Origin of the sequence: Exiguobacterium sp. MH3 (assembly GCF_000496635.1) — a bacterium.
GTDB classification, from domain to species: Bacteria; Bacillota; Bacilli; order Exiguobacteriales; family Exiguobacteriaceae; genus Exiguobacterium_A; species Exiguobacterium_A indicum.
Genome location: NC_022794.1, coordinates 2,928,794 through 2,949,152, shown reverse-complemented (window position 1 = coordinate 2,949,152; position 20,359 = coordinate 2,928,794). Strand labels below are relative to the sequence as shown.

General features: G+C 47.6%; 19 protein-coding genes and 1 other annotated feature. Of the genes, 9 read left to right on the top strand and 10 right to left on the bottom strand.

What is annotated here, in order from left to right; all coding sequences use genetic code 11:
- Window positions 1–39 precede the first annotated feature (39 nt).
- The 3 genes from U719_RS15305 to U719_RS15295 form a co-directional block, all read right to left on the bottom strand.
- Window positions 40–1,596 carry a cation acetate symporter gene (locus tag U719_RS15305; RefSeq protein WP_023469683.1) on the bottom strand — a complete coding sequence of 519 codons (1,557 nt, stop codon included), beginning with the start codon at window positions 1,594–1,596 and terminating at the stop codon, window positions 40–42.
- On the bottom strand, window positions 1,593–1,919 hold the full coding sequence (locus U719_RS15300) for a DUF485 domain-containing protein (protein ID WP_023469682.1): 327 nt from the start codon (window positions 1,917–1,919) through the stop codon (window positions 1,593–1,595). Before U719_RS15300 ends, U719_RS15305 begins: the two co-directional genes overlap by 4 nt.
- Window positions 1,920–2,182: 263 nt before the next feature.
- A complete protein-coding gene (locus U719_RS15295) occupies window positions 2,183–2,830 on the bottom strand; it encodes a TVP38/TMEM64 family protein (protein WP_023469681.1) in 648 nt (215 codons plus the stop codon).
- Between the two features lie 238 nt (window positions 2,831–3,068).
- On the opposite strand from U719_RS15295, the gene U719_RS15290 reads away from it, so the two are divergent.
- Complete coding sequence (locus U719_RS15290; protein WP_023469680.1) at window positions 3,069–3,983, top strand: rhodanese-related sulfurtransferase; 915 nt, start codon at window positions 3,069–3,071, stop codon at window positions 3,981–3,983.
- 58 nt (window positions 3,984–4,041) lie between these two features.
- Here the strand turns inward: U719_RS15290 and U719_RS15285 are convergent, their stop codons facing one another.
- Together U719_RS15285 and U719_RS15280 are read right to left on the bottom strand one after the other, a co-directional pair.
- Window positions 4,042–4,803 carry an alpha/beta hydrolase gene (locus U719_RS15285; RefSeq protein ID WP_235147605.1) on the bottom strand — a complete coding sequence of 254 codons (762 nt, stop codon included), beginning with the start codon at window positions 4,801–4,803 and terminating at the stop codon, window positions 4,042–4,044.
- Window positions 4,804–4,839: 36 nt separating this feature from the next.
- Window positions 4,840–6,516 (bottom strand): GGDEF domain-containing protein, encoded by a 1,677-nt coding sequence (locus U719_RS15280; RefSeq protein WP_023469678.1) that lies wholly within the window; start codon window positions 6,514–6,516, stop codon window positions 4,840–4,842.
- A gap of 129 nt (window positions 6,517–6,645) precedes the next feature.
- Window positions 6,646–6,863, top strand: a binding site (T-box leader).
- Between the two features lie 60 nt (window positions 6,864–6,923).
- On the opposite strand from U719_RS15280, the gene argS reads away from it, so the two are divergent.
- Window positions 6,924–8,606, top strand: coding sequence for an arginine--tRNA ligase (gene argS / locus U719_RS15275; protein ID WP_023469677.1), 1,683 nt, complete (start codon window positions 6,924–6,926; stop codon window positions 8,604–8,606).
- 30 nt (window positions 8,607–8,636) lie between these two features.
- Window positions 8,637–9,242 carry a hypothetical protein gene (locus tag U719_RS15270; protein WP_023469676.1) on the top strand — a complete coding sequence of 202 codons (606 nt, stop codon included), beginning with the start codon at window positions 8,637–8,639 and terminating at the stop codon, window positions 9,240–9,242.
- A gap of 62 nt (window positions 9,243–9,304) precedes the next feature.
- On the opposite strand, the gene U719_RS15265 is transcribed toward U719_RS15270, so the two are convergent.
- From U719_RS15265 to U719_RS15255, 3 genes are all read right to left on the bottom strand, one after another.
- Window positions 9,305–9,898, bottom strand: a complete 594-nt coding sequence (locus U719_RS15265; RefSeq protein ID WP_023469675.1) for a metallophosphoesterase — start codon at window positions 9,896–9,898, stop codon at window positions 9,305–9,307.
- 76 nt (window positions 9,899–9,974) lie between these two features.
- Complete coding sequence (locus U719_RS15260) at window positions 9,975–10,388, bottom strand: carboxymuconolactone decarboxylase family protein (RefSeq protein WP_023469674.1); 414 nt, start codon at window positions 10,386–10,388, stop codon at window positions 9,975–9,977.
- Window positions 10,389–10,479: 91 nt separating this feature from the next.
- Window positions 10,480–11,358, bottom strand: a complete 879-nt coding sequence (locus U719_RS15255; RefSeq protein WP_023469673.1) for a LysR family transcriptional regulator — start codon at window positions 11,356–11,358, stop codon at window positions 10,480–10,482.
- Between the two features lie 121 nt (window positions 11,359–11,479).
- Between U719_RS15255 and U719_RS15250 the strand changes: the two genes are divergently transcribed.
- Window positions 11,480–12,265 (top strand): 3-hydroxybutyrate dehydrogenase, encoded by a 786-nt coding sequence (locus U719_RS15250; protein WP_023469672.1) that lies wholly within the window; start codon window positions 11,480–11,482, stop codon window positions 12,263–12,265.
- 109 nt (window positions 12,266–12,374) lie between these two features.
- Here U719_RS15250 and U719_RS15245 read toward each other — a convergent pair whose 3' ends face one another.
- A complete protein-coding gene (locus U719_RS15245; protein ID WP_023469671.1) occupies window positions 12,375–12,869 on the bottom strand; it encodes a YajQ family cyclic di-GMP-binding protein in 495 nt (164 codons plus the stop codon).
- Between the two features lie 111 nt (window positions 12,870–12,980).
- On the opposite strand from U719_RS15245, the gene pulA reads away from it, so the two are divergent.
- Together pulA and U719_RS15235 are read left to right on the top strand one after the other, a co-directional pair.
- Complete coding sequence (gene pulA / locus U719_RS15240) at window positions 12,981–14,987, top strand: type I pullulanase (RefSeq protein ID WP_023469670.1); 2,007 nt, start codon at window positions 12,981–12,983, stop codon at window positions 14,985–14,987.
- Window positions 14,988–15,169: 182 nt separating this feature from the next.
- A complete protein-coding gene (locus U719_RS15235; protein ID WP_023469669.1) occupies window positions 15,170–15,652 on the top strand; it encodes a site-2 protease family protein in 483 nt (160 codons plus the stop codon).
- A 46-nt stretch (window positions 15,653–15,698) separates the two neighbouring features.
- On the opposite strand, the gene U719_RS16700 is transcribed toward U719_RS15235, so the two are convergent.
- A complete protein-coding gene (locus U719_RS16700) occupies window positions 15,699–15,872 on the bottom strand; it encodes a YycC family protein (protein WP_023469668.1) in 174 nt (57 codons plus the stop codon).
- Between the two features lie 115 nt (window positions 15,873–15,987).
- On the opposite strand from U719_RS16700, the gene U719_RS15230 reads away from it, so the two are divergent.
- The 3 genes from U719_RS15230 to U719_RS15220 all read left to right on the top strand — a co-directional run bounded on the left by U719_RS15230 (window position 15,988) and on the right by U719_RS15220 (window position 20,150).
- Complete coding sequence (locus U719_RS15230; protein ID WP_023469667.1) at window positions 15,988–16,782, top strand: hypothetical protein; 795 nt, start codon at window positions 15,988–15,990, stop codon at window positions 16,780–16,782.
- A 69-nt stretch (window positions 16,783–16,851) separates the two neighbouring features.
- On the top strand, window positions 16,852–18,942 hold the full coding sequence (locus tag U719_RS15225) for an MMPL family transporter (RefSeq protein WP_023469666.1): 2,091 nt from the start codon (window positions 16,852–16,854) through the stop codon (window positions 18,940–18,942).
- A gap of 92 nt (window positions 18,943–19,034) precedes the next feature.
- Window positions 19,035–20,150 carry an NADH-dependent flavin oxidoreductase gene (locus tag U719_RS15220; RefSeq protein WP_023469665.1) on the top strand — a complete coding sequence of 372 codons (1,116 nt, stop codon included), beginning with the start codon at window positions 19,035–19,037 and terminating at the stop codon, window positions 20,148–20,150.
- Window positions 20,151–20,359: the final 209 nt, after the last annotated feature.

The window sequence follows — 20,359 nt, the reverse complement described above, 5'->3', positions numbered from 1 at the left end:
GGCTCCTTCAAGGGGGTTGAAGGAGCCGTTAAGGGGAACTTATTCTTTTGACGCGGCGACTTCTGCAGCAGCATCGATACCGGTATTGGCCTTGACTAAGATACGTTCGAAGTTACCGGCAACTTCGTTCGATTTCGTCAACAATGTCCCGACGATGGCTCCGAGGAAGCCAAGTGGGATAGAGACGATTCCTGGATTCGTCAGCGGGAAGAGGGCTTCCCCGACGAACAAGGCTGAACCGTCGACTGCCCAAAGATTTGGACTGAGTGCGACGAGAATCAGTGAAGAGAATAACCCGACGACCATACCTGTGACAGCTCCGCCAGTATTGAAACGGCGCCAGAAAATCGTCAAGAGAATGACTGGCAAGTTGGCACTTGCCGCGACAGCAAAGGCAAGCGAAACGAGAAATGCGACGTTCATCGTTTGTGCGAACAATGCCAGTACCATCGAAATCAAAGCGACGGCGATGGACGCGAGTCGTGCTGCCGTCATCTGTTCTTTTTCCGTTGCTTGTCCTTTACGTAGAATATGACTGTAGAAGTCATGGGCAAAGGCGGATGCTGCGGATAAGACGAGTCCTGCAACAACGGCGAGGATCGTCGCAAAGGCGACTGCAGCGACGAACGCAAAGAGTAAATCACCACCGAGCGCTTGGGCGAGAAGTGGTGCCGCCATGTTACCAGCAGCATTGGCAGCAATGATATCTTCAGAACCGACGAAAGCAGCGGCACCAAAGCCGAGGAAGATCGTCAAGATATAAAAGGCACCGATGATCCACGTCGCATATACGACGGATTTACGAGCAGTCGGAGCATCCTTAACAGTAAAGAAACGAATCAAGATATGTGGTAATCCAGCCGTTCCGAGAACGAGTGCGAGATTCAATGAAATCGTATCGAGCGGTAATTTGAACTTGTTTCCGGGATTCAAGAATGAATCACCGAGCGGTGTCGCTTGTTTGACTTCTGCAAACATCTTGAAGATCGAAAAATCGAACTTGGCGAATACCATGAACGAAATGACAGCTGTTCCTGCCATCAAGAGGATCGCTTTGATGATTTGGACCCATGAGGTCGCTGTCATACCACCGAAGACGACGTAGACGGTCATCAAGATACCAACGATGATGACACTTGTCGTGTAAGGAATTCCTAATAACAATTCAATCAAGGCACCCGCACCAACGAGTTGGGCAATCATATAGAAAATCGAGATCGCGATTGAGTTCATGGCAGCAACTCCACGAACTTTTGATGCGTTAAAACGAGCAGCGATCATATCCGCCATCGTGTATTTCCCGAGGTTCCGAAGTGGTTCGGCAACGAGATACAAGACAACGAGATAGGCAACGAGGAAGCCGATCGAGTAGAAGAATCCGTCGAATCCAGCTAAGGCAATCATCCCGGCAATTCCGAGGAACGAGGCAGCGGACATATAGTCGCCGGCAATCGCCATCCCGTTTTGCGCACCAGTGAGACCGCCATCCGCTGTATAAAAATCGTTAGCTGTTTTTGTTTTACGGGCAGCAAAGTATGTAATGACGAGCGTCAAACCGACGATCGCCGCAAATAAAGCAACGGCAGTATAATTCATTTCGACTCCTCCTTGATTTGTTCGACGAGTCGATCAAAGGCACGTGCTTTTTTGCTATACATCATGCAGAACGTCCACGTCATGATGAACTGAGCAAAAGCGAAGATCCAAGCACCCGTAATATCACCGAATACCGGCTGATTTAAAATCGTAAAGTAGCTTGTCAAAATCGGAAGCGTAAAATAAAAAATAAGACAGAAACTGATGGCTGGAAGAATGAAGCCATTCTTTTGACGCATCAATTGTTGAAAGGTAGCACTCTCGACGATTGCTGGAGCGGATTGAGTCGCTTCATTTTTTTGAACTTCGGACACTTGATGCATGAGGCCGCCTCCTTTAAGGAATGAATGTAAATTCATTATAAGGATGTCGTTTCTGGAAAAGCTATCCTAATTTTTATAAGGAAAAGCTCATTATTATATTAATATTGGTCATACCAATTTAATGTAAGCGTTTGCAATATTGAACATTGTTTGAACGTTATTTTTATATATTAATTACATTGGAAAATGATTCAAAAGACCTAGTCACTGAAAAATGAGAACAGCTTAAAAAGCCTGTCTATGGAATCATAGACAGGCTTGAGTCATTTTTCAGATGGACGTTCGATCTTATCTTCGATTTCCCGTAAATGATCCGCACGTTTTGAGAGCGCACGACGCTTCAACCATTCTTCCGTCCCGCGACTGACTCCCCAGATGGCGAGTAAAATCAAAAATAGAAGGACAAGACGCATCGGACGTTCAAGGAACGTGGACCATTCCTTTCCGATCAGCGAGAAGATGATGACGACGATCAGACGACCGGCACCAGCAGCAATCAAATACGTCCGCAGCGATAGTTGAATCATGGCGGAAATGGACGTGATGATGAACGCAGGCATGAACGGAAGCGAGAAAAAGAATCCGAGTGAGATGGGACTCATGTGACGAACACGTTCGATCCACTGTTGCGCGGCATGGTGTTTTTCAAGCCAACGCGTGACCGGACGACGAAATAGATATCGAATACAAGCGAAGACAACGAGTGATCCAAGCATGCTCCCGACCCATGATACGAGAACACCCATACCAAAACCATAGGTTGCCGCATTCGCGGAAATGATCAGGACGAGTGGCAGGAAAGGAAATAGAGACTCAAGAAACGGGGCAATCAAACCGGTGGCAGCTCCTCCAGGTAAGTCTTGGAGAAAGAAAATCATCTGCTCGATCCAGTCACGAAGTGTATGGAGCATTCGGAATCCTCCTTGCGAGATGTACTACTGTGTTTTATTTTACCTCTTTCTGATTGAGAAAGGGAATGAAATTCCTTGAAAGGGATTCAGGAATTGTAGATTGTACATTCGAAAGGGAGTTGGTATTATACTTAAATGGGTGCGTTTTGCAGGCGTTCCCAGCTAGTCAATAGCTAGACGCTTCGTTTGCCAACGTTCGTTTTACTGCAAAAAACTGACATGGGGGCTAATGAGGAATATGAAACCTTATCGCGTACTATTATTTTATAAGTATGTTCCGATCGAAAATGCGGAACAGCTAACGAAAGAGCATCTTGCTTACTGTAAAGAGCTCGGTATCAAAGGTCGGATTTTGATCGCACCAGAAGGAATCAACGGCACACTCTCTGGAACGGTCGAACAAACGGAACAATACATGAAGGACTTGACGGCGGATCCACGATTCGCTGACATCGAATTCAAAATCGATGAAGTCGAAGAGCACGCCTTCAAAAAGACGTTCGTCCGTTACAAAAAAGAACTCGTCACATGGCGTTTTGAGGATGAATTCAACGTACCAGAAGAACACGCTGCGTATCTTGAACCAGCAGAGTGGAAAGAAATGATGAAACAAGATGACGTCGTCATTCTCGATGTACGCAACAACTATGAATACGACCTCGGACACTTCAAGAATGCTGTAAAAGTGGATGTCGATGCTTCACGGGAATTCCCAGAGTGGCTTGACGAGAACGAGCATTTGTTTGAAGGGAAAAAGGTTCTCACATACTGTACGGGTGGCGTTCGTTGTGAAAAATTCACGGCGTACTTCCGTAAACGGCAACAGAGTGATGATATCTTCCACCTTAAAGGCGGAGTCGTCATGTACGGAAAAGATGAACAGACGCAAGGAGAAGACTGGGAAGGCGAACTATACGTCTTTGATGAACGTGTACAAGTTCCTGTCAATGCCGTCAATCCTTCTGTCGTCTCAGAATGTTACTACTGTGGAAAACCGGAGACACGCTACGTTAATTGTGCAAACCCGGAATGTAATCGACAGCACTTCTGCTGTGAAGAATGCGAACCAAAAGTCATGCGTTCGTGTTCCGATGAATGCCGGGAGCATCCGCGCAACCGTTATGAAAAAGAGCAACAAGAAGAATTAGTATAAGGCACGCGTAAAAAGCCGGAGGATTTCTTTAGTAGAAATCGCCCGGCTTTTTGTGTATTCACGAGGAAGGAAACAAGAAACGCAAAACATCCGGTAAACGTTTCGCCCAAGCGGTTTCATGATGAATCGCTTCCGGGATGATCGTATAGCGACTTTGAGTAAGTTTCTGTTCGACCGCTCGCGCTAAGACATCATTTGTGTGTAAATAATCCGTTTCGGTCATCGGACCACTCACTTCTTTTGTCCCGACATCCATATAACAGCGATGGGCAGTAGACAGCGACGGACTGCGCTCGATGAATTCAAGGAGTGAGGAGAAGTTTGCCCATCCGGCCGTCGACAGGGCAGCGACGCGCGTGATGACTTCCGGATATGCGAATAATCCATAAAGCGAGATGATGCCACCCATCGAGCTGCCGATCATCGTCGTATCGTCAGGGCGTGTCGCGTAGTTGGCATCAATGTATGGTTTTAACTCGCGGATGATCCAGTCCATGTAGACCTTACCGTTTCCCCCGATTGATTTCCGGTACGAAGGATAAGCAGTCCGCATCAATAAAGCTTCATCACTCCAAGGAGCGTAGTCATCGTAACGATCCATTCCGTCTTCTGGACTGTCGATCGCGACGACCATTGCCGGAATCTGTGTCTGTTGTAGCGCAAGATGAATCTCCCAGCCTTTTCCGAACGAGGCGGTTTCTCCACTGAAGACGTTTTGTCCATCGTGCATATAAATCACTGGTAACGCTTCAGAAGGATCCAAATGGGGCGGACGATGAATCCGAATCGTCCGGTGAGTTTGTGATGTCGGTAGCGTCATTTCAATTTCCGTAATCGACAATAGAGTCACGACCTTTCAAAGGTTTGCATAATGCGCGGTACAATTGCGTCCATTGTGTTTTCCGCCGACATAGAGTGCATGGTCGGCTTGACGTAACGATTCTTCGAACGTCCGTTGATATCTTTCCTCCACTGTATCAATTCCGAGGCTGACGGTTAAGGAAAGTCGGTGACCATCGACGAGGAAGGGACGATCCATGACCGCATGGCGGACTGTCTCGGCAATCTGGATAGCAGCCTCTTGACTACCATTTCGCAACAGAAGTACGAATTCCTCCCCACCATAACGAGCAGCAAAGACATCATCATATTGCAATTGGATCGCCTGGATACGTCGACCGAGTTCACGAAGGACGAGATCGCCCACTTTATGACCGTACGTATCATTGACACGTTTGAAATGATCGATATCGAACAGGATCACGGAGAGCGGATAGCAGTCAGCCGCAAATTCCTGCCGACCGTGTTCATAAAAAGCACGACTATTCGGTAATTCGGTCAAGGCATCGGTCCGACTTTCCGTATAGAGTTGGACCGTTTCACGTGAGCGTTCTAAGACGCGACAAAAGATACGGAGCAAACGAGATAATTCGTCGGCATTTGTCGCATCATAGGCGTCTGCGACTTGATGGAATAGGATGATCGAAACATCGACCTCTCCGCTCGTAATCGAAGGAATCGCTAGCATCGAGTGACGATCGACAGGCAATCCGATCTGAATATCGTTTCCCCAGTCACAACGAAGACCATAGATGATTGGGGTATGCAAATCGTCGGCTGACAAGGAATGAAACAGTGGTAACACGTCGATCGGTTGTTTCGTCCGGATGTTATAGATGACTTGTTTCCGCTGTTGTTGAATCGAGATCCAACCTTCAGAAAACGGCAATAGATGCGGTAAATCGAGGAGCAACGAATCGATCGTCTCGCGCTCGAAGCGGGAAATCAACAAGTGTTCCTTCGCATCATCAAATCGCTTAGCATTATCGTTTGCTTCAAGGGAGTCACCACGCTCTTGCAACAGACGTTTGAACAAAAAGAGAATCAAGACGGAAACTGTAGCCGCGACGAGCGGACTTTCATCGTAGAACCAGATTCCAAGTAGAGCACTTAACATGCTAATCCCGTAGACGAGGGACTGAAGCTTTACGAGACGTTGCCAGTCGTATTTCAAGTAGAGGAAGCGATTGACGAATAGACATTGGAAGTAAGAGACAAGGAAGACGGTGATCAAAAAGCCGATGAAAGGGAGTAAGGCTTTCGTATACGTAAAGTTTGAGCCGATTGGTCCGCCGAGCGCATAATACGCAAAGGCCGGAAGCGAGATGTAGACTAAATCGAACAAGGCGTTGATCGGGTAGAGATAAACGAAACGTTTCCAACGAATCGCTTTTCGGTGAGACATGAATTGAAAGACGAGAATACCGACTTGGCTTAAAATCAAGGCGTACGTTAAACCGTAATTGAGGAATAAAAATAAGATGATGCCTTCTTGGAATGTATAGTAAATGCCACCACGACGGACATTATCGAACTGAAACAGGAGAACGAGTCCGAATAAATAAAGAGTGTTGATGATGGAGACAGAAGGATGGAAGGTTGGTGGATGAACGATGCCGATCACTAATAATGTCAAGGCGACGAGACCGAAGACGATCCAGCTCGTCCGGGCTACATGTTGGTAGTAGCGCATGAAACATCCCTCCCCCTGAGAAGTATCTTTTATTCCTATACCCGAATTGTGGAAATTTTGATGAGCCATTTACCAAAAAAATAAGGTTGAGAGAAAAGAAAGAATTGCGTATAATGTGAAAGATATCGAATACAGTCGATGATGAAGAGAGTAACGGTTGATATTCGTCAACTAGCGAATCAGGGAATGGTGGAAGCCTGAGGACGAACCGGTCGTGAAACGCACTTCTGAGACGCTGCCCGATTCCTGATGGAAAAGGCGTAGCCGGGGGAACCCCGTTATCCCCGAACAAGGTGGGTGTCGAGTGACACCAAGAAGAGTGGTACCGCGGTCATTCCGTCTCTTTGCGCGTGGCGCAAGGGGCGTTTTTTATTGCCAAAAAATCAGTAAAGCAGGAGGAAATAAAGATGAGTTATAAAGCGCAGTATGCAGAAGTATTACATCACGTCATGGAAGGTGCCTTATCGGTTGAACAAATCGAACAACTGATCGAGCAACCGAAACATGAAGATCATGGAGATCTGGCATTCCCATGTTTCATGCTCGCTAAAGCATTCCGTAAAGCACCGAACATGATTGCTTCGGAGCTCGCAGAAAAAATTGACGCGCCGTTGTTCTCGAACGTTCAAGCTGTTGGTCCTTACATCAACGTCTTCTTGAACCGGGAAGTCGTCTCGCAAGAAATCGTCAACCAAGTCCTGACGGAGCAAGAGGCGTTCGGATCAAGTGAAGCGAATGGAAAAACGATCGTCACTGATTTTTCATCACCAAACATCGCGAAACCCTTCTCGATGGGGCACTTGCGTTCGACGGTCATCGGGAACGCGCTCAACCAAATCTCACGTAAAAAAGGGTACGACGTCGTCGGTGTCAACCACTTAGGGGACTGGGGAACACAGTTCGGGAAATTGATGGTGGCTTACACGATGTGGGGTGAGGAAGAAGCGGTCCGTGCAGAACCAATCAAGGAATTGTTGAAATTATACGTCCGGTTCCACGAAGAAGCGGAAACAAATCCGGCACTTGAGGATGAAGGACGTCTCTGGTTCAAAAAACTCGAACAAGGTGATGAGCAGGCAACGACGCTTTGGACGTGGTTCCGTGAAGTCTCACTCGTCGAGTTTAACCGTGTCTATGAGATGCTCGGTGTTAAATTCGATAGCTTGAACGGAGAAGCCTTCTACAACGATAAGATGCAACACGTCATCGATTTGCTCGAAGAAAAAGATCTCCTCGTCGAATCAGAAGGGGCAATGGTCGTCGACCTCGAAGCAGAAGGTATGCCACCTGCTTTGATTAAAAAGAAAGATGGCGCAACGCTTTATGCGACACGTGACTTAGCAGCTGCTGTCTATCGTCTCGAAACGTACCGCTTTGAGCAAGCGTTCTACGTCGTCGGTGGGGAACAAGCGCTTCACTTCAAGCAATTGTTCGCAGTCTTGAAGAAACTTGGATTTGAGAACGTCGACGGAATGCACCATGTGCCGTTCGGTCTGATCATGAAGGACGGAAAGAAAATGTCGACGCGTAAAGGTCGGATCGTCTTACTTGAAGAAGTACTACAAGAAGCGATCGACGTTGCGAAGCAAAACATCGCGGAAAAAAATCCGAACTTAGCGAATGCCGAAGCCACGGCTCGTCAAGTCGGTGTCGGCGCCGTCATCTTCCACGACTTGAAGAACGAACGGATGAACAACATCGAGTTCGATCTTGAGCAGATGTTGAAATTCGAAGGCGAAACAGGACCGTATGTCCAGTACACGAATGCCCGTGCGCACTCGTTGCTCCGTAAAGGTGGCTATGATGGCACACCATTCGCTGGTAGTGCCGATGATCATGCATGGGGTGTCGTCTCGATGCTAAACCAATTCTCGACGGTCATCGATCGCGCGTTCACACGTCGCGAGCCATCAATCATCAGCCGCTACGTCTTAGATCTTGCACAAAGCTTCAATAAATACTACGGACACGTCCGTGTTCTCGAAGATGACGCAGCAAAACAATCGCGTCTTGCACTCGTCAAGTCGGTCACGATCGTCTTGACAGAGGGTCTTCGTTTACTCGGTGTCGGCGCTCCAGAAGAAATGTAAGACCAATCCACGAATAAGAAGAGGTAGATTATGAAGACTGAGACGAAAGAACGATTACAGCAAGCTGCTTCACAGATGAAGCAGGAGCCTTTGGCAGAAACGGTCGCCTTTATAGCTGATTTTCACGGGAAAGTCGCTGCTTGGTTACCGGGAGAGTCTGTCGATTTCGTTCACGATTTCGTGACGGCGCCGGAAGCCGATTTGATTGCTCCGATTGAAGGAGACGCATTACGGACGAAAGATAATTTTGAATTCTTCATGCGTAAGAAACAGACACGAAAAAAACTGGGTGAACTGTTGACGCTTTGGAAGTCGGCACGTACGACAGAGACGTTGAGTCAAATCGATGCGATCGGATTGAAAAAATGGCTCGCTCGTAATGAATTCCGTTCGGAAGACAAACCATGGGATTATTTGAACCGTCTGCATGTTCTCCTGTTCCTTGATTTGATGACGACGATCATCGATGATCATCGATTGACGAGTCTGCATGAGCAACTTGTCGGTACGACACCAGTCCCGACAAGCTTCGTACGTCGTCAAGGGGATGTCCGTCAAGTCATCGAAACATTCGCGGAAGAGATGAACTTCACACAAGTGGATGTCGTCAAGGCATCGCTTGTCCGTTATCTCTGATCAATAAGATGCATGAACAAAAGCCGTCGAGCCCTGTGCCCGACGGCTTTTGTCGTATCCTCTTACTTCGCCTGATAGAATACGATCGTTTGTTGCTCTGAATCGTAAAGACACCATTCTCGTTCGAAGACGACGGGACCCAGATTGACGGCATATCGTTTTCCTTTGATGGATAAAGTTTGACCTAGTGGGCTCGATTTGGCGATACCATTTCGAAACAAACCTCTGATATGACTATGACCAAAAAAGAGTAACGGTTCGCGTTGTTGTGACAGGTCGGGTAGAAAATCCCGCGACCAACTGAGTTGATCTCCATGAATCAATAACGCCCCCTCGATCCGTTGTTTTCGAGGGCAATCGCGTAATGCATCGATGACAGGAGACAGATGTGGTGGAACGAGAGACAGGATGCGCTCTTCTTGATTACCCAGTAACGTCTTAAAATCAATCAGCTCTATAAAATCATCATCGAGCGTCACGACGAGGGAGAGCGATTCAAAAGAATAGCGCTTCGCTCGCTTTTTACCGACATGGCATTCATGAACATCACCGAGACAAAACAAATGCGCATCGGGAGCGATCCGCCGTATGTCAGCTAGGACAGCCGATGTGTCGGCTACTGAACTGTGAAGATCCGCAAAAAGGGCATAACGCATGATCGACCACTCCTTTGTTAAGGAGATACCCGAAAATGCGTCATGCCCATCTTTTTTCAATCAAGTCATGCGTATCTTATTCTGTTTCGACTGTGACGCCACGTTCTGCGAAGACGACTTTTGCGACTTCGAGTGCGTTCAAGACACGTGGGAATCCAGTGTAAGGAACAAGATGCATGATAGCTTCGACGATTTCGTTTCCTGTCAAACCAGCTGTCAATCCAGTATTGATGTGGAGAGCGAGCTGTGGTTCTGTACCTTGTGTGACGAGGGAAGCAATCGTCACGATTGCGCGGTCACGATTGACGAGACCATCACGGCTGTAAACTTCACCGTATGCGAAATCCGTGATCCACTCACCGACTGCTGGAGCGATATCTTTCAGGGATTCAGAGATTTTGTCATGCGTCGATTGTGCAGCGTTTGCGTCTGTGAATTCGCTGAGTTTTTTAACGCCTGTTTCGTGACGTGATTCAAAATGAGTTGCCATGGTAAAGGACTTCCTTTCTTTTTTAACGATGTTCTCATCGTAAAGGAAGAATTTCCATTCTACAAATACATGGTTTTTATGAAAGGTATGCTTATTTGGAATACATATCGCTGACGAATTGAATCCATTTCCGCGTCACGTACGATTGGTAGCGACCGGTTGGAACGGCGATTCCTAAGTGCCACGGGACTCGTGTTTCAAGTGGGATCGTTTTGACGCCACGAATCGAAAAGCGATCCGCGATCGAACGCGGAAGGACGGTCACGGTATTTCCTTCTGCGACAAGTAAACATAAGAAGTCCCACTGCGAGCTCACCCGAGACACGTTAGGCGTAAATCCGGCATCTTGGCAGGCGTTCAAGACAACATCGTGGAGTGAGAACGTTTCGTTGAACAAGACGAACGGCATGTCGGAAACTTCTTCTAACGCAATCATCGACCGATCAGCGAGTGGATGATCACTCGGTAAGAATAAATGGAGTTCTTCTTCAATGAAGGGGTGTGTCGTTAAATGATCATCCGAAGGCAGCACCGTTGCGATCAAATCGACTTCACCGGCGACGACCGCTTTTTCTAACGCATGTCCACCGGCTTCGATTAATTCGATTTGAATCATCGGATACATCTCTTCGAAGCGACGCAGTAGACCTGGGAAAAACAGCGAACCAATTAGTGGGGGTACGCCGAGACGAATCGTTCCCTTCGTCAGATGCATGACATCATAGAGATGAGAAGGCAGATCAGATAACTGTCGCAGAATCTTTTCACCTTCAATCAATAAGGTCTCGCCGGCATCCGTCAGGACGATTTGTCGTTTGCTCCGGTCGAACAATTCCATCTCAAGTTCTTCTTCTAAGTGACGGACCATTTTACTAAGCGTCGGTTGCGTGACGTGGAGATGTTCAGCGGCACGAGTGAAGCTTTTGAAGCGTGCCACTTCCGTAAAGTATTCCAGTTGGCGGAAATCCATTAGTATTCTCCTATTCTTTTGAGTTATAGATGTCATAACAAGTATTCATTTTTATTATTCTTTCAATCAGCGTACAGTAAAGAGACCGAACACGTAAAGATAAAGAAAGAAGGAATCCATCATGATGAAACAACTCGAAGGAAAAGTCGCGTTAATTACAGGAGCAGCAAGCGGAATCGGTCTTGAGATCGCTGAAGAATTCGCTCAAGAAGGTGCGAAGGTCGTCATCGTCGATCTTCAGGAAGAAGCTGCAAAACGCTCTGCTGAAACGCTTCGTGAAAAAGGCTTCGATGCGTTTGCTGTCGCAGGTGATGTGACAAGTGAAGAGGCAATCAAATCAAGTATCGATCAGACGGTCGCACATTACGGAACGATTGATATCGTCATCAACAACGCGGGAATGCAACACGTCTCACCAATCGAAGAGTTCTCGACTGAGAAATTCGACTTGCTTCAAAGCATCATGCTTCGTGCACCATTCCTCTATACGAAATATGTCTTCCCGATCATGAAAAAACAAGGCTCTGGACGGATCTTGAACATGTCATCGATCAACGGATTGATTGGTTTTGCAGGGAAAGCTGCTTATAACAGTGCGAAACACGGCGTCATCGGTTTAACGAAAGTCGCAGCATTAGAAGGGGCAACTTCGGGTATCACGGTCAACGCGATTTGCCCAGGATATGTCGATACACCACTCGTCCAAAACCAATTGTCTTCGCTCGCTGAAACACGGAATGTACCGCTCGAACGTGTACTAGAAGAGGTCATCTATCCACTTGTTCCGCAACAACGGTTACTCCAAGTCAAAGAAATCGCGGATTACGCTATTTTCCTTGCAAGTGACAAAGCGGCAGGTGTCACGGGTCAAGCTGTCGTTCTCGATGGTGGTTATACAGCGCAGTAAGCAACGATATAAATGAAGGGAGGTACTTTTTGGATACAATCCAGAAAGCACCTCCCCTTTTTGTTTGATGGACTGAACAAAAACGTTCAGCTAATTTGACGTGAGTGGATTAACGGAAGTTAATGAACTGAACATCGACCGATAACGGAAGTTCACGAACGATTTGCATGACTTGTTGTAGGTCGTCACGTGATTTACCTGTGACACGGATTTGATCATCTTGGATTTGTGTCTTCACTTTTAATTTCGATTCCTTGACGGCATTGTTGATCTTTTTCGCATCGTCACGATCAATCCCGCTCTTAAGGATGACACGTTGGCGAACCGTATTCCCAGCAGCCTGTTCGACTTTTTCGTACTGCAGGTTTTTGGTCGGAACTTCGCGCTTGATCAATTTTGCTGTTAAGACATCTTTGACTTGATCGAGTTTGAAATCGTCATCTGAGATTAGAATCAAATCCTCTTTTTCGAGCTTCATGTCGCTCTTTGAACCTTTGAAGTCGAAGCGGTTCGTGATTTCCTTCAATGCGATCTGGACGGCGTTCTTGACTTCCTCGATGTTGATTTGTGACACGATATCAAATGAATTATCTTTTGCTGCCATGTTAATCTCCCCTTTCATTCCACTCTCTATTTTAGAGAGGAATACCGGAAGCGTCCACTGCTTTGAAATTTTGTTATAATAAAAACCATGAAATGAAAGGGGTGCTTAGCTTTGAAACAAACAGCAGACATGTTGACGCTCACACCGCAAGAACTGGATGAGCGATTTGCCTATAGTGGAAATGATTTAGGAGCGACCTTCTCAGAGACGGCGATTCGCGTGCGCTTATGGGCGCCGACGGCAGAACGTGTCGTGATTCGTCTCTACAAGACACTACGCGCACGAAAAGTCGAAGAGGTCGAGATGATGGCAGGCGAACGGGGAACGTACGTCGTTGAACTCGATCGAGCAGCATATGAAGGTTATTTCTATACGTTTCAAGCGAGCATCAACGGACAAAAAGTCGAGGCGGTCGATCCGTATGCGAAAGCCGTCGGAACGAACGGAAAACGCGGTGCGTTAATTGACCCGACAAGTGTGACACCTGAACGATGGATCGAAGAACGCCCACTGTTCCATTCTTCGCAAGACGCAGTTGTGTATGAATTACATGTACGCGATGCAACGAGTCATCCGGCTAGTGGTGTCGTCGCACGTGGTACGTTCGCTGGGCTGACGGAAGCAGGGACACGGACACCAAATGGCGGATTGACAGGACTTGATTATTTAGCGGATCTTGGTGTGACGCATGTCCAGTTACTGCCGATCTATGATTTTGGCTCAGTCAATGAGACAGCGCCGAACGACCCGGATAACTATAACTGGGGGTATGATCCGGTGAACTACTTTGCGCCGGAAGGTTCGTACTCATCGAATCCAGATGATCCACGAACGCGGATCCTTGAGTTAAAGCAATTAGTACAAGCGTTACATGATCGCGGGATCCGTGTCATCATGGACGTCGTCTTCAATCATACGTATGATGCAGCAACGGTTCCGCTCGGTCAATTCGTTCCTGGCTACTTCTATCGTCAAGAGGCGGATGGTAGCTTGTCAAACGGTAGTTTCTGTGGGAATGATACCGCATCTGAACGTCTGATGATGCGGAAGTTCATTCTCGATTGTGTGACGTACTGGGCGAAAGAGTACCATCTGGATGGTTTCCGATTCGATTTGATGGGACTGCATGATGTCGAGACGATGAATCAGGTACGTCATGCACTTGATCGGATCGATCCATCGATTCTGATCATCGGTGAAGGCTGGGATCTCGATACGCCACTTGATCCGGAAGAAAAAGCGAACTATTTCAACGCACCGAAGATGCCAGGAATCGCTCACTTCAATAACGGTTTACGGGACGGGGTCAAAGGCGACGTCCAAACGCCGGAAGACCGCGGTTTCATCAGTGGGGCATTCGACCGGACGAGTGAAGTCAAACGGGGAATCGCCGGTAACGTCTCTTCACAAGGATTTGCCGATGAGCCAAATCAGGTTGTCTCGTATGTCGAAGCGCACGATGATTTGACGATTTGGGATAAGTTAACGGTGTCTCGCCCTGAGGATACGGAAGAGACTCGTCGGAAACGGCAAATGCTCGCGAATGCCATCATCTTGACGGGGCAAGGCATTCCGTTCCTCCATGCCGGACAAGAGTTCTTCCGGACGAAGGACGGAATTCGTGACAGCTTCAATGCCGGAGAGGTCGTTAATCGTCTCGATTATGAACGGGCGGAAACAGAGCGTCCGGCCGTCGAGTACGTCAAAGGATTGATTGCCCTCCGTCGTCAGTATCCGATGTTTCGTCTCGCAAACGCAGCGATGATCAAGAAGCATCTTCGTTTCCTCGAAGAAGGGGAAGGTGTCATTGCCTTTGAACTGAAACGAACCTATGAAGGATACATCGAACGGCAGCGTGTCTACCATAATGCGACGGAAGAGGATATCACGATTGAATTGCCAAACGGTGAATTCGAGGTGTTGGTGGAGTCGGGTGCCGTTAAGTTGCACGCACCACGACTGCATGAAGAGAAACAGTTGGTCGTCCAAGCATTGACGACGACGGTTATCGCCGAACGAAAAGCGGATTACAAGAAATATGCGGTAGCAGGTGGTGCAGCCTTGACGATCATCGGATTGTTGTACGCAGCGAACAAACGTCGTAAGAAAACCGATTAAATCAAAAAGGACGGAGCGCAAGATGGCTTCGTCCTTTTTTACGTGGATGACAGTCCGATGTCAGCCTGTCATGAAATTGACTTGCCTGAATTCATCGAAACCTTGTTTGAAGCGTCACCTTTCGGGAAAAAACCTCTTAAGTAGTATATGGGATGTTGTTTTTATGAAAGGATGTACGGCGTATGTTTGGTTTCGAGGATTTATGGAAATTCTTTTTGTCGTTCTTTTTATTGTTGCCTATCGTGACATTGATTCATGAGATGGGGCATTACTTTTTTGCCCGATTGTTCGGTGGAAACATGGAGATCAATATCGGTTCTGGAAAATCGTTACTCCGTGTCGGACCGATTCGTTTAAATCGTATCTATTTTTGGGATGGATGGTGTCAATATGAGGCACTACGTCACGAAACGAAGTTTGCTAATATCATGGTCTACGCTGGTGGATCGATCGCGAACTTAGTGAGTATCTTAGTCGTAAATGGTCTTATTTATGCCGGCGTGTTCGAGGCATCGATTTTTACGTACCAATTTGCGTATTTCTCGTTTTATTTCGTCTTTTTCTCCCTCTTCCCGATCGATCATCCGAATGGTTATCCGAGTGACGGAAAAGCAATCATCAATGTCTTCCGTTACGGTAAATCCGACTATCATCCACAATCTTAAACGAAGATTAAAGCCTCCTTCCATCATTGGAAAAGAGGCTTTTTACTCAAGATTCCGATTCGCTAGACGAATCAGATTCCGTTTTCGCTTGTTCTTGCTCGAGTTCGACGAGCTTTTGAATCAAGATATGGCGCGGCATATGCATCAGTTGTTCAAGTGGTACGTTCAGACGTTTTGCGAGTTCGACAGCCGTCTCTGCTGATAATTGTAAAGGTTTCATCGTGTTCGTCCTCCTTTTTCCATGAGGCTAGTATAACAGGAGGTGCAAGTCGAGCGCATCAATAGTAGCGAGAAACTGAGAAGGTTGATACCGTATGAAGTAGGAAGTGATGCATATGTATAAACCTGCTGCAGAGCTGTTACTCCATGAATCCGTCTCACTGTTCGATCGAATCGGGGAGGATTTGCTTCTTTTTCGAGATCGCCACGGATTTATGAAATGTGATGCGGATTTAAGACCACTATGGGAAACAGCATGTGCGTATGTTCCATTCTCCTGGTACATTGAGCCAGGCGGTGGGCGATTGTTCATCGTATTTGAAGAGTCAGCTTATTTTGGTTTACTAGATTTAGAGCAAGGGCATTTAGATTATATCAAGCGACCCGCTGCTTTTTCCGAAGCGTGGTTCAGTAATTTATTCTTGTGGCAAGACGATGAGATCTTCCTATATTCGGCAGAAACGGATGTTGTCTGCGTGAACGTTCAAACAGGGGACTGGCGGTACTCAAACTATGAAGAGGCACCGTTGTTCGGACGCTTGATTGAGCGAGGATATGATACACGTTTGACGTTCGAACGGTTCATCGCACCTACGACGATCATCTCCTATGATGATCTACAAAAACGGTATGTGATTTGGGATGCCGCGACGAATCAGGAATCGATTATTCCTTTTTCGGATTACGCGGAGTACTCGCTCGTTGACCACCGGCACCAATTGTTTTCGATCACCGATTCATCTCGCTTTTACTTGTATGAGAAGAGTCAGCTGAAATATAAGTTCGAGGGATGCCATTCCTCCGTTTTACTCAAAAGTGTGTTACTCGATGAAGAGGCGCGACGTCTTGCGATCGTGTCGACATCGGCGACATTCGGCAACACATGGGTTCAAATTTTTCAAAAGACGTAATGAAACATCCTTTTCGCTTTTCAGCAAGAAGGATGTTTTTTGTACGTTTATACAGAAAGGGGACGCATCATGCAACGGCTTGGTCATCTGATGAGTACGTATTTTCGAGGAGTGTTGATTGTTTGGGCAATCCTGCTCGTCGTGCTTGGATATTTCGCTTATCAACTACCCGATCGGCTAGAAGGAAACGGATTTACGCGTGACGGTGATTTTCAACGCGTCGAGACAGTACTCGATCAAGACTTCGGTCAGGATCCGCATACGATCATCGTTCTATTTGAAAATCAAGAGAATCTACGACAAACGATGATGCAACATGTCGAGCGCTTCCGTGATATTAATGGCGTCGGGAACGTCATTGGTCCCGTCGAAAATCCGCGAGCGATTCGTGACGATAAGGGATACGTGACGGTCGGTGTACCAACACTTGATGCGAAATGGGCAGCTGCGGTCACGCGTCAACTGGATGATACCGGGACGATTCGACTAACGGGTGAACCAGTCGTCGTCGATGATTTGAATACAGCGTCAAAAAATGACCTCATCCGAGCTGAGTTGATCGGAATTCCGGCAGCCTTGATCGTCTTACTACTTGTTTTCGGTACACCCGTTGCCGCCATCTTACCGTTGATCATGGGACTCGTCACTTTTGTCTTTGGTGCCGGTGTTCTTTATTTCGTTGCCGGACAACAAGAGTTATCGATTTTCGTCTTAAATGCGGTTGCGATGATTTCCCTAGCACTCGGAATTGATTTTTCATTGCTATACGTCAATCGATTCCGCGAAGAACGGCAGGACGGGCAAGATATTCGGAAGGCGGCGATTCGTTCGGTCGAGACGGCAGGACGCTCGATTTTATTTTCTGGAATCTGTGTATTCGTCGGACTTGCCGGATTGTTATTGATTGATGTTGATGTCTTCCGTGCTGTCGCGATCGGGACGCTCGTTTCGGTCCTTGGGGCCGTCATCAGTGCATTGACATTGTTACCGGCACTATTGATCGTTTTCGGGAAGGTGCTAGAAAAAGGGCGACTCTTCCGGCAACGAGCAGGTCGTAGTGAAGATCGTTGGCGCCGCCTCGCTCGTTTCGTCATGAAGCGCCCGGTCGCAGTAACGATTCTATCTTTATTGCTTCTTTTACCTTGTTTATTGCCGTTACGTGACTTGTCGTTGAATATTCCGCAAGCGACCGCTTTACCGGAATCCTATCCGTCGCGTCTCGCTTTTGAGTCGTGGGAAAAAACATTCGGGAACGATGGAACGGATGCCGTCCTCATCTTGTCTGCTGATGCTTCCTCAGAGGTGGGACGAGAAAAAATCGAAGATGTGACGATTCGACTCGAGTCGGATCCCGATGTACGCTCCGTCGTATCCGCCGCAACGATCGCCGAACAGCAACAGATTCCGCTCGAACAGTTACTCGCTGTTCCGGCCGGGCGCGAAGCTTTGACGGCATTTCTATCAGAGAACGACCAAGCACGAATTGATGTTAACTTAAAAGGAGATCCCGGCGATGCTGCTTCGCAAGACTGGGTGCGAAAGATGCAGGCGGACGGTTATCTTGTCGGGGGACCGGCAGCCTTCAATCAGGAAATTTATGATGCCATTGAATCGAAACTCCCACTAGCAGTCGGTGTCGTCGTTTTGGCGACATTCATCATTCTGCTGATTGCGTTTCGGTCCATCTTGATTCCAATCAAGGCGATTCTAATGAATTTGCTTAGTCTAGGAGCGACATTCGGATTACTCGTCATCTTGTTTGAGTCCGGCGCAGTTCTTCCGCAGGAGACGATCGGCATTTTGACACCGGTCTTCATCTTCTCACTCGTCTTTGGTTTATCGATGGATTATGAAGTGTTCCTCGTCTCGCGAATGGAAGAATATTATGACGAGACAGGCGATAACGATTATGCGACCGAGATGGGGCTTGCGAAGACGAGTAAGATCATTACGTCTGCTGCCTTGATCATGATCGTCGTCACAGGGGCGTTTGCCTTCACGGGCGTCAGTCCAATTAAACAACTTGGCGTCGGTATCGCGCTTGCGATTTTTATTGATGCCACAATCGTCCGGATGCTACTCGTCCCCGCACTGATGAAACTATTTGGTCACTGGAACTGGTGGTGGCCGGGTGGTCGTCGTAAAGCGATTCGCAAGTGACACATCGCGTAAGCACATCAGTAGCTATTCGGAGGAAGACGAGCGTATACTGTCGATATTCAATTCAAGAAATTAGAGGAGGCACTTCACTCATGGCAACTCAAGCAATGTTTGAACCATTTACATTACCAAACGGTGTGACGCTGAAAAACCGCGTCTTGATGGCACCGATGACGAACTATGCAGCACAAGAGAACGGCGAAGTATCGGATGCGGAACTCGCGTACTATGCAGAACGTTCAGGCGGCGTCAGTGCGGTCATTACAGCATGTGCGAATGTCACAGCAGACGGTCAAGGATTCCCGAATGAGTTCGGTGCGCATCGTGACGATCTCGTTCCAAGTCTGAAGCGACTCGCAAAAACGATTCAAGATAAAGGCGCAAAAGCGATCTTACAAATTTTCCACGCTGGTCGTATGGCACCACCAGAACTCGTCGGTGGGCAAACAGTCAGTGCAAGTGCTGTCGCACCTGTACGTGAAGGAGCAATGACACCTCGTGCGCTAGAGGCGGAAGAAGTTGAAGCAATCATTGAAGCATTCGGTCAGGCGACACGTCGTGCGATGGAAGCTGGATTTGACGGTGTTGAGATTCATGGTGCGAACACGTACTTGATTCAACAATTCTTCTCACCACACTCAAACCGTCGCGAAGACAAATGGGGCGGTAGCTTAGAAAAACGTCTCGCCTTCCCATTAGCGGTCGTGGATGCAGTCGAAGCTGTCGCGAAACAGGATCCTTCGTTCATCGTCGGATACCGTTTCTCTCCAGAAGAGATCGAAAATCCAGGAATCACACTCGATGATACGATGCGCCTCGTCGATGAGCTGGCGAAAAAAGACCTCGATTACTTGCACGTTTCCGTGATGGACTTCTTCGCAGGTTCGATTCGTGACGAAAATGCAACGACATCACCAATCACGCTCGTCCAAGAACGTGTTGGCGAACAAGTACCTGTCATCGGTGTCGGATCGCTGCACACAGCGGACGAAGTCGAACAAGGTTTGGCTGTCGTTCCAATGATCGCTCTCGGTCGTGAACTGATCATGGAACCGAAGTGGGTTGAGAAAGTCGAAGCGGGTGACCTTGCGTCAATCCGGACAGAACTTGATCCAGAAGCACAAGCAGAACTCGTCGTTCCAGATGCATTATGGGCAGGCATCACAAGTCGTCCAGGCTGGTTCCCGATCAAACAAACAAGCAAATAATAGAACAGCATCAAAAAACACTCTAGATCTCGTGTCTAGAGTGCTTTGAAACTGAAGGTAAAGTGCAATTTTTCTCTAACGAGAAGGATTGCGCTTTTTTGTTCGTCTCGCATCGTTTTCCTGGGACAAGCATCGCGCCGCTTCGCTTCGCTGCAGGGTCGCTCTTGCTTGTTTTTCCCTAGGAAGCGATGTCGAGTGAACAAAACGCG

Excerpts from the sequence above, each read along its gene's own strand:
- U719_RS15305 (WP_023469683.1), bottom strand. The coding sequence starts at position 1,596 with ATGAATTATACTGCCGTTGCTTTATTTGCGGCGATCGTCGGTTTGACG.
- U719_RS15300 (WP_023469682.1), bottom strand. The coding sequence starts at position 1,919 with ATGCATCAAGTGTCCGAAGTTCAAAAAAATGAAGCGACTCAATCCGCT.
- U719_RS15295 (WP_023469681.1), bottom strand. The coding sequence starts at position 2,830 with ATGCTCCATACACTTCGTGACTGGATCGAGCAGATGATTTTCTTTCTC.
- U719_RS15290 (WP_023469680.1), top strand. The coding sequence starts at position 3,069 with ATGAAACCTTATCGCGTACTATTATTTTATAAGTATGTTCCGATCGAA.
- U719_RS15285 (WP_235147605.1), bottom strand. The coding sequence starts at position 4,803 with ATGACGCTACCGACATCACAAACTCACCGGACGATTCGGATTCATCGT.
- U719_RS15280 (WP_023469678.1), bottom strand. The coding sequence starts at position 6,516 with ATGCGCTACTACCAACATGTAGCCCGGACGAGCTGGATCGTCTTCGGT.
- argS (WP_023469677.1), top strand. The coding sequence starts at position 6,924 with ATGAGTTATAAAGCGCAGTATGCAGAAGTATTACATCACGTCATGGAA.
- U719_RS15270 (WP_023469676.1), top strand. The coding sequence starts at position 8,637 with ATGAAGACTGAGACGAAAGAACGATTACAGCAAGCTGCTTCACAGATG.
- U719_RS15265 (WP_023469675.1), bottom strand. The coding sequence starts at position 9,898 with ATGCGTTATGCCCTTTTTGCGGATCTTCACAGTTCAGTAGCCGACACA.
- U719_RS15260 (WP_023469674.1), bottom strand. The coding sequence starts at position 10,388 with ATGGCAACTCATTTTGAATCACGTCACGAAACAGGCGTTAAAAAACTC.
- U719_RS15255 (WP_023469673.1), bottom strand. The coding sequence starts at position 11,358 with ATGGATTTCCGCCAACTGGAATACTTTACGGAAGTGGCACGCTTCAAA.
- U719_RS15250 (WP_023469672.1), top strand. The coding sequence starts at position 11,480 with ATGATGAAACAACTCGAAGGAAAAGTCGCGTTAATTACAGGAGCAGCA.
- U719_RS15245 (WP_023469671.1), bottom strand. The coding sequence starts at position 12,869 with ATGGCAGCAAAAGATAATTCATTTGATATCGTGTCACAAATCAACATC.
- U719_RS15235 (WP_023469669.1), top strand. The coding sequence starts at position 15,170 with ATGTTTGGTTTCGAGGATTTATGGAAATTCTTTTTGTCGTTCTTTTTA.
- U719_RS16700 (WP_023469668.1), bottom strand. The coding sequence starts at position 15,872 with ATGAAACCTTTACAATTATCAGCAGAGACGGCTGTCGAACTCGCAAAA.
- U719_RS15230 (WP_023469667.1), top strand. The coding sequence starts at position 15,988 with ATGTATAAACCTGCTGCAGAGCTGTTACTCCATGAATCCGTCTCACTG.
- U719_RS15225 (WP_023469666.1), top strand. The coding sequence starts at position 16,852 with ATGCAACGGCTTGGTCATCTGATGAGTACGTATTTTCGAGGAGTGTTG.
- U719_RS15220 (WP_023469665.1), top strand. The coding sequence starts at position 19,035 with ATGGCAACTCAAGCAATGTTTGAACCATTTACATTACCAAACGGTGTG.